We start from the raw sequence: 12870 nt of genomic DNA, 5'->3' as shown, positions 1-12870 counted from the left end.
CGTGACTACCTCTCTACGTTTTTGAAAATCGGCACCATTGTGGCCCTGGCGATCGGCATCCTGATCCTCGCGCCTGAACTGAAAATGCCTGCGCTGACTCAGTTCACCGACGGCTCCGGCCCGGTCTGGAAAGGCTCGCTGTTCCCGTTCCTGTTCATCACCATCGCTTGCGGTGCGGTGTCGGGTTTCCATGCGCTTATCTCTTCGGGCACCACGCCCAAGTTGCTGGATAACGAAACCAACGCCCGTTACATCGGTTACGGCGGCATGTTGATGGAGTCGTTCGTGGCGATCATGGCCATGGTGGCGGCTTCGGTTATCGAGCCAGGCGTGTACTTCGCCATGAACAGCCCGGCGGCGATTGTGGGTTCCGACGTCAACTCGGTGGCGGCGATGGTCTCCAGTTGGGGGTTCCTGATCACACCTGATCAGTTGATTGCAGTGGCCAAGGACATTGGCGAAAACACTGTACTGGCCCGTGCCGGTGGTGCGCCGACACTGGCCGTCGGTATCGCGCAGATCCTTCACCAAGCGTTCCCCGGTCAGAACACCATGGCGTTCTGGTACCACTTCGCGATCCTGTTTGAAGCGCTGTTCATCCTGACTGCAGTTGACGCCGGTACGCGTGCCGGTCGTTTCATGCTGCAGGATTTGCTTGGCAGCTTCGTGCCATCGCTCAAACGCACTGAATCCTGGACCGCCAACGCAATCGGTACGGGTGGATGTGTCGCGCTGTGGGGCTACTTGCTGTATCAAGGCGTCATTGATCCGCTGGGCGGCATCAACACCTTGTGGCCTCTGTTCGGGATATCTAACCAGATGCTGGCAGGGATCGCACTGATGCTGGCGACGGTCGTGCTGATCAAAATGAAGCGTCAGCGCTATGCGTGGGTCACTATCCTGCCGGCTTCGTGGCTGCTGATCTGCACCGTGACTGCAGGCTTCATCAAGCTGTTCGATCCGAGCCCGGCGGTAGGCTTCCTGGCGCTGGCGAAGAAATACAGCGCTGCTGCCGATGCTGGTCAGGTTCTGGCTCCGGCAAAAACCATGGACCAGATGCAGCATGTGATCTTCAATGCCTACACCAACGCCACGTTGACCGTGCTCTTCCTGTTCGTGGTCCTGAGCATTCTGTTCTACGCAATCAAGGTCGGTCGCGCGGCGTGGATCAGGAAAGAACGTACGGACAAGGAATCGCCTTTCCAGCCATTCCCTGAAACCCATTGATCGACCGGAGCGCTGCATATGTTCAATGACCTGAGCAAACTCGGGAAATACTTGGGTCAGGCTGCGCGCCTGATGGTGGGGATGCCCGATTACGACAACTACGTCGAACATATGCAGAAGACCCATCCCGACAAACCGGTGATGAGCTACGAGATGTTCTTTCGGGAACGTCAGGACGCGCGTTACGGCGGCAAGGGCGGGCCGAAGTGCTGTTGATTGGCTAGAACCTGTGTGGGAGGGAGCTTGCTCGCGATTTTTCAGTTCGGTCACCACTGCGGTGCCGGACAGAGTCGCGAGCAAGCTCCCTCCCACAGTTTTTTAAGCTCATGGGAGATTTTTGTTTGTCTACACCAATTCCGGTCACGATTCTCAGCGGCTTCCTCGGCGCGGGCAAAACCACCTTGTTGCGTCATCTGCTCAAGGAAGAACACGGCCTGAAAATCGCCGTGATCGAAAACGAATTCAGTGATGCAGGCATCGACACCCAGTTGCTTGGCGATGAGCCGGTGCAGGTGATGACCCTCTCTAACGGCTGCGTGTGCTGCACCATCCACACCGACCTGACCAAAGCGCTTTATCTATTGCTTGAGCGTCTGGACAGCGGCGAAATCGCCTTTGATCGCTTGGTGATCGAATGCACTGGTCTGGCCGATCCAGCACCCGTCGCTCAAACATTCTTCATTGACGAAGACCTGCGCGAGCGCTACATCCTCGACGGCATCATCACCTTGGTGGACGCCGCTCACGCCGAAACGCACTTGCTGCAAACCATCGCTCAGGCGCAGATCGGTTTCGCCGACAGGTTGCTGGTGAGCAAGCGCGATCTGGTCGATGAGGCGACATTCACCGCATTGAGTGACCGACTGACCCGGATCAACCGCCGGGCGCCGATTCGTGTGGTCGAGCACGGCAAGATCGACCTGGCAGAAATGCTCGACGTGCGCGGTTTCAACCTCAACGCCGACTTGGGAGCTGGCATGAGCCTGCGTCCTGTCGCACCGGCAGGAAACTCCATCGACCGCATCAGCAGTCTGGTGCTGCGCAGCGACACACCGCTGGATATCGAAAAGCTCAGCGAATTCATGAATGAACTGCTCGAAGAGCATGGCAAACAATTGCTGCGCTACAAAGGCGTGTTGAGCATTGCCGGCGAGTCGCGGCGGATGGTGTTCCAGGGCGTGCTGAAGTTGTACGGCTTCGACTGGGACACCGAATGGGCCGAAGACGAAAAACGCGAAAGCGTGATCGTGTTCATTGCCGATGATTTGCCGGAAGAGAAGATTAGGGCGGGGTTTGCGAAGGTGGCAGCGGAGTAGGGCGACAACGCAAATTCTGTAGGAGCGAATTTATTCGCGAGAGGCAGATGTGGCGCATTAGAACCGTGGGAGCGAACCTGTCCGCGAAGAGGCAGGTACAACCGATATATCTTCATCGGCTGTACCTGCGGCTCGCGAATAAATTCGCTCCTACAGGTGAGGCGTTATCTCTTACGCTCCGTAAACCGGCAGCTTGGCGCAGATGGCCTGCACTTTTACACGAACGGCGTCGATTACCGCTTCGTTGTTCAGGTCAGCCAGGATGTCGCAGATCCAGCCAGCCAGTTCTTTGCACTCTGCTTCTTTAAAGCCGCGAGTGGTAACAGCCGGTGTGCCGAAGCGCAGGCCGGAGGTCACGAACGGGGAGCGTGGATCGTTCGGTACGGAGTTTTTGTTCACGGTGATGAAAGCCTTGCCCAGCGCGGCGTCGGCGTCTTTACCGGAGATGTCCTGCTTGATCAGCGACAGCAGGAACAGGTGGTTTTCGGTACCGCCCGACACCACATCAAAACCACGGTCGATGAACACACCGGCCATTGCCTTGGCGTTTTTCACTACTTGTTCCTGGTAAGTCTTGAACTCAGGCTGCAACGCTTCTTTGAAGCAGATGGCCTTAGCCGCGATGACGTGCTCCAGAGGACCGCCTTGACCGCCCGGGAAGACGGCTGAGTTCAGCTTCTTCTCGATTTCGGCGTTGGCGCGCGCCAGGATCAGGCCGCCACGAGGACCGCGCAGGGTTTTGTGCGTGGTGGTGGTGACGACGTCGGCGAACGGAATCGGGTTCGGGTAGACGCCTGCTGCAACCAGACCAGCTACGTGGGCCATGTCGACGAACAGGTAGGCGCCAACCTTGTCAGCGATCGCACGGAAACGCGGGAAGTCGAGGATTTGCGAGTAAGCCGAGAAACCGGCCACGATCATTTTTGGTTTGTGTTCTACGGCAAGGCGCTCGACTTCGTCGTAGTCGATCAGGCCATTGCCGTCGATGCCGTATTGAACGGCGTTGTACAGCTTGCCCGACGAGCTGACGCTGGCGCCGTGGGTCAGGTGACCGCCGTGGGCCAGGCTCATGCCCAGGATGGTGTCGCCGGCATTGAGCAGCGCGAGGTAAACAGCACTGTTGGCTTGGGAGCCTGCGTGTGGCTGAACGTTGGCGTAATCGGCGCCGAACAGCTCTTTGGCACGGTCGATGGCCAGTTGCTCAACGATGTCGACGTATTCGCAACCGCCGTAGTAACGCTTGCCTGGATAGCCTTCAGCGTACTTGTTGGTCAGCACCGAGCCTTGGGCTTCCATGACCGCAGGGCTGGTGTAGTTTTCCGAGGCAATCAGCTCGATGTGATCTTCCTGGCGCTTGGCTTCCTGTTCCATTGCGGCATAAAGGTCGGAGTCGTACTTGGCGATAGTCAAATTACGGCTGAACATGGCGGTCCTCGGGGCGTGGGGCAGTAAAAAAGGAGGGCATTCTAACCTATCGGCTTTTGTCTGGCATATGAAAGGCAGTCATGTGCGGGACAAGCGGTTTTCATTTGGGGCGCTCGCGGATGACCTCTGTAGGAGCGAACTTGTTCGCGAGACGCATTGAATGACACAACACATCGGACGCTTCGCCAACAAGTTGGCTCCTACAGGGGGCTTTGTAATCAGTCCAACATGAAAAGGGCGTCATTGCTGAACTGCGCTTCGAAGCGTGAAGGCGGCATGGGGCGTCCGAACAGATAGCCCTGAACCTCATCGCAGCCGTGCTCGCGTAGAAACTCCAGTTGCTCATGGGTTTCGACGCCTTCGGCGATCACCGACAGATTCAGACTGTGGGCCATGGCGATGATGGCGCGGGCGATTTGCGCATCCTGCTCGCCGGAGGGCAAACCGTCGACAAAAGTGCGGTCGATTTTCAACACGTCGATCGGGAACTGCTTGAGGTAGTTCAACGACGAATAACCGGTGCCGAAGTCGTCCACGGCGATGCTCAAGCCCAGACGTTTCAGTCCATCGAGAATCAACATCGCCACGTTGACCTCGCGCATCAGGATACTTTCGGTCAGCTCAAGCTCCAGACAGGCCGGCGGCAGTCCGGTTTCCTTAAGGATCGTGGCGATACGCGTGCCTAGCGTCCCGTCCGCAAACTGCCGCGCAGAAATGTTGACCGACACTTTTGGCACCCGCACTTTGGCCAAATGCCACTCCTTGAGCTGACGGCAGGCTTCGGTCAGCACCCAGTCGCCGACTTCCACCACCAGGCCCAGTTCTTCCAGCACGGGGACGAACTCGCCGGGCGGCACTAGGCCACGGCGCGGATGACGCCAACGCAATAGTGCTTCGGCGCCGGTCAGACGCTTGCCGTCGCCACTGAATTGCGGCTGGTAATACAGCGTGAACTCCTGCTGCTCAAGGGCATGGCGCAAATCGCTTTCCAGTTCCAGACGCTCCAGGGCGCTGGCGTTCATGTCGGCCTGGTAGAACTGGAAGTTATTTTTGCCGCGCTCTTTAGCGTGATACATCGCCGTATCAGCATTTTTCATCAACTGACTCAGCTCATGGCCGTCCTGGGGGCTTAGGGCGATGCCGATACTGGCGGTGACGAAAAACTCACGGCCTTCCAGCACAAAGGGTTTCACCAAACTGGCAAGAATCTGCTCAGCCACATGGATGGCCCGATTGAGCGCTACCTGCTGAGTCGCGCCCGGTTGCAGCAACAGGGTGAACTCATCGCCGCCCATTCGCGCAACGGTGTCGTCGTCGGCCACGCATTCGAGCAGGCGCCCGGCCATGTCTTTGAGCATGCGGTCGCCTGCCGCATGGCCGAGCGAGTCGTTGATCGGCTTGAAACGGTCCAGATCGAGAAACATCAGCACTACCCACGCTTGCTGACGTTCGGCCTGCTGCAAGGCGGTGTGCAGACGGTCCTGAAACAGCGTGCGGTTGGGCAGGTGGGTCAATGCGTCGTAATAAGCCAGTCGATGAATGCGTTGTTCGCTCGCCTTGCGTTCGCTGATGTCAGAGAAGAAGCACACGTAGCTCGCCAGATCGCCTTCGTCGTCCAAGACCGCTGTGACGCCAACCCAGGCCGGGTAATGTTCGCCGTTACGGCGCTTGAGCCAGACTTCGCCTTCCCAGCTGCCGCGTTGATTGAGCTGCTTGAGGATGTAACCCAGATGGGCTTCCTGCTGATCTTCGACGGTCAGCATCATCGGCAGTTGATCGAGCACTTGAGCCACGGCATAACCGCTGACCCGGCTGAATGCATCATTGGCCTGAACGATGTACCCGGCAGGGTCGGTGATCAGAATGGCCGAGGTCGAGTGTTCGAAAACGGTGGCGGCCATACGCAGGTCTTTTTCAGCGCGACGCTGTTGGCTGATATCGCGGCCCACGCCAAGAATGCCTTCAAAAGCCCCGTCCTCGCCCCAGACCAATACCAGCCGCAGCTCGACCGGGATCTTCCGGCCGTCAGCGCGCAGACAATCGAACAGAAACAACTGCGCCGGTATCTGACCTTGCAACAGCGCCAGCGCTTGCGGGTCGGCCAGTGCTTTGTCGACACGGCTCACCAGGTCATACAGGCCTGAAAGCTGCTGTGGATTGGCGATGGCGGAGGCCCAGCCGTTTTTGAGAACCCACTCGGCGCTGTAGCCGAGCACCGTATGAACGGAAGGGCTGACATAGTTGGGTTTAAGGACGTTATCGGTGGAGAAAATCACGTCGCTGATGCTTTCAGCGAGCATCCGATAGCGCTGTTCGCTGTCGCGCAGCGATTCGCTGGCCTCGATCTGCTCGGTGATGTCCTTGGCCAGGCCGATGATCCGCGTGACCTGTCCGCTGTCGCTACGGGCCAGGGCCTGTTCGCGGATATCGAAGCGGCGCCACTGATTCTGCTTATTGCGAAAGCGCAGTTGGAATTGGGTCAGGTCGCCGCGCGTTTCGTCCAGGCGTTCGGCGTACAACTGTTGATAACGTTGGGCATCGTCAGGGTGCAGGAGGATTTCCCAGAAATATTCCCCCATCTCCAGCAATTCGGCTTTGTCGTAGCCCAGGGTCTGCCCCAAGTGATGGTTGCTGTAAATAACGCGCCGGGACACGACGTCCTGAACGTACAAATGGTCCGGAACGGTGCGCACGACGTCAGACCAAAAGCTTTCGCGCTCCTGCAATGACAGCTCGATTTGCTTGCGGCGGGTAATGTCCGTGATGTTGAGGATGACGGCATTGAAATCGTCAGGTTGCTCGGGGAGCCTCACGACCAGCCACAGATGCTGATCCGAACCTTGCGCATCGGGCAGTCGGATTTCCATTTCCAACTGGCTGCTGCCGTCAAGCACGGCATGTAAAAGAAGCGGGCCAATGCCTTGGCCGTTACGAGGGCAGCCCTCGATGAGTTGCCGCCAGACCTGCTCGGCGGTTTCGCTACGCAACAGGGACGCTGCAACCTGATTGACTTCAGTAATGCGCAGTTGATGCAGCAGGCCCTGAAGCTGCGCAGGGTGGCGTTCCAGTCGAGTCGTCAGCTCCTCGCTGGTTTGCAACTGAAGGCGCTTCAGGTAGTCCGGAAGGTCAGACAGATCCAGGACACAAAGGGCAACGCCGGTGCCCTCAAAGATATCTTTGTAGCGTCGGCGGCTGTCGTGTAGCTCACGCTGGCGACGGCGCAGTCCGAGCAGCGCCAGCAACGGTACGATGGAGCACAACAGGGCAATCAGACATTTACCGATCAATGGTGAGATCAGCTCCTGACGCGCCTTGCCTGCATCATAAAGGCCGCGCAGTTGCCAATTGCTGTTCGCCAACGGGGCGAGCAGCACGGTTTCAGCGGGGCTGTCTTTGTTCTCTAAAGCCTCCGGGTTGCCATCGCTGTAGACGACATGCTGGCTATTGACGTTTTCCAATTGCCAGACAGGCTGGAAATCCTGAGTGCTGTGCCGCGTCAGCGACTCAAACATTTGGCCGGTAAAGCGCAGCATCCAATAGCTGCGGCTGTCAGTGCCGGGCTGGCGAATAAAGAGATAGAGCTGCTCGCCATCCGGCGCATTGGCGTAAAAATAGGGGTGGTCTGGATTACTGGCCAGGGTTTGGGCTGCGAACTCAGCGTCCGGGTTGATGCCAGCACTGTGTTCCTGAACCGCGCCAGGCGCATCGATCCAGTCGAAGTCGTTCAGCGCAGGAAGCGCAATGCGCAGACTGGCGAGCAGAGCCGCTTTCTGATCGGCAGTGTGTGGACTGTTTCTCGACTCCTCCAGCAGATTCAGGGCGACTTGGGCGGTAAGCGCCATGTTCAGGCTCAGGCGATCGGCCATTTGAACGCTGTAATCGACACTACGTTGGCGCTGACGCTCTTGAGTCTGGTGAAACTGCTCGATCAGTTGCCACAACAACAGCATGAGCAGGAGCAGCATCAACACTGCCAGCATGCCTTTAAGCGACCCGCGCCAGGGCGAGGATGCCGCGCTTTTTGCAGAGCGCAATGAAGAAACCGCAGGTGTCGTTGGCAAACTATGATCCTGACTACTGGACTGAATCAGCGGGTGCGAAAGGCACGATTAACTTGGCGCCAAAAGGGCGGCTAGCATGCCTTGCATTGTGGCGAACTGCCAGCCCCATTGGGCCGGGCGGTTTGCCCTGTCGACCGCATTCGGGTAGCTTTGCCCGACGCGCAGCGTGTCCGATTTCTGCAAGCGAGATTCCACGCCTGCAAGCTTTGATCCAGCTCAATCACCGTACTTGAATCCACGCGCCGTTATTGCGGACCAGCCTGTTCAATTCAAGGCCCGGAATAGCCAGACGGCAAGTGTCGGTCGAAAAATAAATGCTGCTCTTGCGGCAAAGCTGCGACAAATCTGCGACGCAACCTCACGCTCGCGGCCTTATTCACAGTCTCATACGCTAGGTTTTTACTTCATGGCTCAATACGTTTTTACCATGCATCGGCTGAGCAAAGTTGTTCCGCCGAAGCGGGAAATCCTGAAAAACATCTCCCTGTCGTTCTTTCCGGGCGCCAAGATCGGTGTCCTCGGCCTCAACGGCTCGGGTAAATCCACGCTGTTGAAAATCATGGCGGGTGTCGACACCGAGTTCGATGGCGAAGCACGCCCGATGCCGGAACTCAACATTGGTTATCTGCCGCAGGAACCGCAGCTGGACCCGACCAAGACCGTACGTGAAGTGGTCGAAGAGGCGGTCAGCGTGATCAAGGACGCCCAGGCGCGTCTGGACGAAGTCTATGCCGCTTATGCCGAGCCGGACGCCGACTTTGACAAACTGGCTGCTGAACAGGCCAAGCTCGAATCGATCCTGCAGGCAAGCGACGGCCACAACCTTGAGCGCCAACTGGAAGTCGCCGCCGATGCGCTGCGTTTGCCAGCGTGGGACGCCAAGATCGAACACCTCTCCGGGGGCGAAAAGCGTCGTGTCGCGCTATGCCGTTTGCTGCTGTCGGCCCCGGACATGCTGCTGCTCGACGAACCAACCAACCACCTGGACGCCGATTCCGTCGCCTGGCTGGAACACTTCCTTCATGATTTCGCCGGCACTGTCGTCGCGATCACGCACGACCGTTACTTCCTGGACAACGTGGCAGGCTGGATTCTGGAACTTGACCGTGGCGCGGGCATTCCTTATGAAGGCAACTACTCGGGCTGGCTCGAAGCCAAGTCCGATCGTCTGGCGGCTGAATCCAAGCAACAGTCAGCCCATGAAAAGGCCATGAAAGAAGAGCTGGAGTGGGTGCGTAAAGGCGCTAAAGCCCGGCAGTCCAAATCCAAGGCTCGTCTGCAACGCTTCGAAGAACTGCAATCGCAGGAATTCCAGAAGCGCAGCGAGACCAACGAAATCTACATCCCGGCCGGCCCGCGTTTGGGTGATAAGGTCATCGAATTCAAGAACGTCTCAAAAGGCTACGGCGACCGTGTGCTGATCGACAATCTGTCGTTCTCGATGCCTAAGGGCGCGATTGTTGGCGTAATCGGCGGTAACGGTGCTGGTAAGTCGACACTGTTCCGTATGTTGATGGGCAAGGAAACGCCGGATTCGGGCAGCATCGAAATCGGGGAAACCGTGCAACTGGCCTGTGTTGACCAGAGCCGTGATGACCTGGATGGCAGCAAGACCGTGTTCGCGCAGATCTCCGATGGCTCCGATCAGATCAAGATCGGCAACTACGAAATCCCGTCGCGCACCTACGTGGGCCGCTTCAACTTCAAAGGCGGCGACCAGCAGAAGTTCGTCAAGGACCTGTCCGGTGGTGAACGCGGCCGTCTGCACCTGGCGTTGACGCTCAAAGAAGGCGGCAACGTTTTGCTGCTCGACGAACCGTCCAACGACCTCGACGTGGAAACCCTGCGTTCGCTGGAAGAGGCGCTGCTGGACTTCCCGGGCGCTGCGATTGTGATCTCTCACGATCGGTGGTTCCTTGACCGCGTGGCGACTCACATCCTGGCGTACGAAGACGATTCACAAGCGGTCTTCTTCGAAGGCAACTACACCGAGTACGAAGCTGACCGCAAAAAACGTCTGGGCGAAGCTGCAGCCCAGCCGCACCGCGTGCGTCACAAGAAGCTGGCGTAATCACGCAAGCGTCATGAAAAACGGAGCCTTCGGGCTCCGTTTTTTGTTGAGTCTGCTTCCTGTAGGAGCCAACTTGTTGGCGAATTTGGGAGCATCTGGAAATCGCCTCGCGAACAAGTTCGCTCCTACAGATGATCACCGGTCAGTCATCTCAAACATCCGCCTCAATGGCGACAATCTCGATCACCTGATCACCCGCCGGGCGTTTCCAGTTCACTTCATCCCCGGTCTGTGCACCAAGCAAAGCGCGGCCTAATGGCGAGGCCCAGTTGATCAAACCACTGCCGGCATCTGCCTGATCTTCGCCGACCAGTTGGATACGTTGTTGATGATCATGCTCGTCGGCAAACGTCACCCAGCTACCAATTTGGATTTTCTCGGTGGACGCAGCTGGTGTGACCACTTGCGCGCTTTGTAGCCGTTGATTGAAATAACGCAGATCGCGCTCGATGTCTGCCTGGCGCTGTTTATCGGCCTGTTCGCCCAGCGCAGATTGTTCGCTGTGCTGCGCTTGCAGCAAGGCCACATGGGCCTGCAATTGCGCCAGACCACTGGCAGTAACGTAATTGGTTTGCTCGCTGACCTGACGCTCGACCGGTTGATCGGCCTGCGCGGCAGCGTTTTCTTCGTTGACAAAGGCCCTGCTCATGACGTTCTCCCTTTTTAAGGTCATGAAAGTTGGGCCACGCTTGCGCCGTAATAGTTTCGCTGGATGTTCAGCAGCAACTTTTGCCAGCCTGATGACCAATGTCACTTAGAGCGATAAGCGCGTCCCATATCTTGGGTCGTCTGATGGTCCCAGTCCCGGTCGCGGTCGTTCCATATGCTGGCGCGTCCCTGATCCTGATTGTTCTGATTCTCCAGCATGGCCTGGCATTGCCGGAACCCGTCCCCCCATCCTTGTGCGTACAGCGAATCTTTTAAATAGCGTGGCACATTCTTTTTGAATTGCCCCTTCATCACGTCGACAGCCTGCCGCCCACTGCCGCAGCCGTCCTGGAATCCATCGGCGAAGGCGGGGGGATAACCCTCAGCCAACAACTGATCATGAGTAGACTGACAGCCGGCAATCACTACCACACACCACAGCACAACCCAGCGCGCGTTCATTTCCGATCCCTCAATAGTTAGAGAAAGTCTAGAAGCGGATCTGTGAGTTATTTGTGAATACGCGGTGAGAAATGCATTAACCGATGCTCGGTATAAAGCCTTTAGTTCAGCGATTGCGCCCAATGGTTGATCATTCTGAAAAAACTTTTAGTAATTTTTCTCTAGACGGCCTGCGAACATTCAAGGGCGTTAGACTACCCAGTCTGCTTAAAACAGCTTTGGAAGCCGGATGAACCTCAGAACCATTTTGATCCTTGGCGCGCTCAGCGCTTTTGGCCCTTTGGCCATCGACTTTTATTTGCCCGGATTCCCCGCTATGGCGTTGGCATTCGGCACCGATGAGAAACATGTACAGCTCACGCTCGCCTCTTATTTCCTGGGGTTGAGCATCGGGCAATTGGCATACGGTCCGGTGGCAGACCGCTTCGGTCGGCGTATCCCTCTTTTGTTCGGCGTCGGATTGTTCACCCTGGCGTCACTGGCCTGTGCGTTTGCCCCCAACCTTGAGTGGCTGATTGGCGCGCGGTTCGTCCAGGCGCTAGGCGGGTGTGCCGGCATGGTGCTGTCGCGGGCAATCGTCAGTGACAAATGCAATCCGGTGGAGTCGGCAAAAGTCTTCTCACAGTTAATGCTGGTTATGGGGCTGGCGCCGATTCTTGCGCCGATGCTCGGCGGCCTGTTGGTCAACGTGTATGGCTGGCAGTCGATCTTCCTGGTATTGACGGTTTTCAGTGCGCTCAGCTCGTTGGCCGTCGCCCTGGGTTTGCCAGAAAGCATGCCAGCAGATCACCCACGTCAGCCTCTCTCTGGCGCATTCGCGCAATATCGGCGACTGCTGGGAGATGGCGTGTTCCTGGGGCATGCATTGACGGGCGGTATCGCGATAGCCGGGATGTTCTCCTACATCGCGGGTTCGCCGTTCGTCTTTATCAAGCTTTATGGCGTACCCGCTGAACACTATGGCTGGCTGTTCGGAATCAACGCGGCAGGCTTCATTTTGACTGCGCAAGTGAACGCCAGAATGGTCGGTCGTTTTGGTCCTGCGTGGCTACTGTCTCGGGCTGTGTGGATGTACCTGGCGGCAGCGCTGGTGATGCTGTTGATTGCCAACCTGCACACGGAAAAACTATGGCCGTTGCTGGTGCCGCTGTTTGTGTATATCGCAAGCCTGGGTTTCATCATCCCCAACTCCTCGGCCTGCGCGATGACCGGACAGGGGCGGCGCGCAGGAAGCGCATCGGCGTTGCTGGGCTGCCTGCAATTCAGCGTGGCGGCAGGCGCCGCGGCGTTAGTGGGCGTGCTGCACGATGGCACTGCGGTGCCGATGGCAACCGTCATCAGCATCTGTGGTGTGCTCGCTGTGGCATTGGCTGTTTTCACTCGTCGCCTGCATAAAAAACGCGATGGGATGGCTTTGCGGCCCGATGTGCGGATCTGAACGATGTAAACAGCGTTGAGGGGCTGCAAAAGTGTTTTGCTCCGCAGCCCTTGGGTCGTCTGGTTTTGATATCGGAACGAACTTTCAGTACACATATATCAGACGGTTCAATTTCAAGTTTTCAGGCTCGGACTACTTGCTTTGCGGATAAGTCCTACAAGTTGGCTCAGTGACTGTGCCCGTTGAGAGAGGCCATATCGAGTTCGGTGCGGCGTGTGGAAT

General features: G+C 57.5%; 9 protein-coding genes. 5 read left to right on the top strand and 4 right to left on the bottom strand.

Translation table 11 applies throughout. From position 1 onward, the window contains the following. The 3 genes from ACWKV9_RS24565 to yjiA all read left to right on the top strand — a co-directional run. Positions 1 to 1227, top strand: a 1227-nt coding sequence (locus ACWKV9_RS24565; protein WP_483838700.1) for a carbon starvation CstA family protein, incomplete at its 5' end; no start/stop codon positions are given. An 18-nt stretch (positions 1228 to 1245) separates the two neighbouring features. Continuing rightward, positions 1246 to 1443 carry a YbdD/YjiX family protein gene (locus ACWKV9_RS24560; protein ID WP_037018459.1) on the top strand — a complete coding sequence of 66 codons (198 nt, stop codon included), beginning with the start codon at positions 1246 to 1248 and terminating at the stop codon, positions 1441 to 1443. 125 nt (positions 1444 to 1568) lie between these two features. Then, a complete protein-coding gene (gene yjiA, locus ACWKV9_RS24555) occupies positions 1569 to 2543 on the top strand; it encodes a GTPase (protein ID WP_483838699.1) in 975 nt (324 codons plus the stop codon). 171 nt (positions 2544 to 2714) lie between these two features. Here yjiA and glyA read toward each other — a convergent pair whose 3' ends face one another. Beyond that, positions 2715 to 3968 (bottom strand): serine hydroxymethyltransferase, encoded by a 1254-nt coding sequence (gene glyA, locus ACWKV9_RS24550; protein WP_483838698.1) that lies wholly within the window; start codon positions 3966 to 3968, stop codon positions 2715 to 2717. A gap of 218 nt (positions 3969 to 4186) precedes the next feature. After that, positions 4187 to 8029 (bottom strand): sensor domain-containing protein, encoded by a 3843-nt coding sequence (locus tag ACWKV9_RS24545; protein WP_483838697.1) that lies wholly within the window; start codon positions 8027 to 8029, stop codon positions 4187 to 4189. A gap of 406 nt (positions 8030 to 8435) precedes the next feature. Here ACWKV9_RS24545 and ettA point away from each other — a divergent pair, with 406 nt between their 5' ends. Further along, entirely contained in the window at positions 8436 to 10100 is a 1665-nt protein-coding gene (gene ettA / locus ACWKV9_RS24540) for an energy-dependent translational throttle protein EttA (protein ID WP_483838696.1), read from the top strand. A 151-nt stretch (positions 10101 to 10251) separates the two neighbouring features. On the opposite strand, the gene ACWKV9_RS24535 is transcribed toward ettA, so the two are convergent. After that, the gene (locus tag ACWKV9_RS24535; protein ID WP_483838695.1) at positions 10252 to 10749 is read right to left on the bottom strand and encodes a GreA/GreB family elongation factor; all 498 of its coding nucleotides are present in this window, start codon (positions 10747 to 10749) and stop codon (positions 10252 to 10254) included. Positions 10750 to 10850: 101 nt separating this feature from the next. Further along, complete coding sequence (locus ACWKV9_RS24530) at positions 10851 to 11210, bottom strand: hypothetical protein (RefSeq protein ID WP_483838694.1); 360 nt, start codon at positions 11208 to 11210, stop codon at positions 10851 to 10853. A gap of 229 nt (positions 11211 to 11439) precedes the next feature. Between ACWKV9_RS24530 and ACWKV9_RS24525 the strand changes: the two genes are divergently transcribed. Next, complete coding sequence (locus ACWKV9_RS24525; protein WP_483838693.1) at positions 11440 to 12648, top strand: multidrug effflux MFS transporter; 1209 nt, start codon at positions 11440 to 11442, stop codon at positions 12646 to 12648. Positions 12649 to 12870 lie beyond the last annotated feature (222 nt).

Source organism: Pseudomonas corni (assembly GCF_057128765.1).
This window is presented reverse-complemented; position numbering and strand designations above follow the sequence as displayed.

Coding starts and splice junctions, on each gene's coding strand:
- ACWKV9_RS24560 (WP_037018459.1), top strand. CDS start 1,246: ATGTTCAATGACCTGAGCAAACTCGGGAAATACTTGGGTCAGGCTGCG.
- glyA (WP_483838698.1), bottom strand. CDS start 3,968: ATGTTCAGCCGTAATTTGACTATCGCCAAGTACGACTCCGACCTTTAT.
- ettA (WP_483838696.1), top strand. CDS start 8,436: ATGGCTCAATACGTTTTTACCATGCATCGGCTGAGCAAAGTTGTTCCG.
- ACWKV9_RS24535 (WP_483838695.1), bottom strand. CDS start 10,749: ATGAGCAGGGCCTTTGTCAACGAAGAAAACGCTGCCGCGCAGGCCGAT.
- ACWKV9_RS24530 (WP_483838694.1), bottom strand. CDS start 11,210: ATGAACGCGCGCTGGGTTGTGCTGTGGTGTGTGGTAGTGATTGCCGGC.
- ACWKV9_RS24525 (WP_483838693.1), top strand. CDS start 11,440: ATGAACCTCAGAACCATTTTGATCCTTGGCGCGCTCAGCGCTTTTGGC.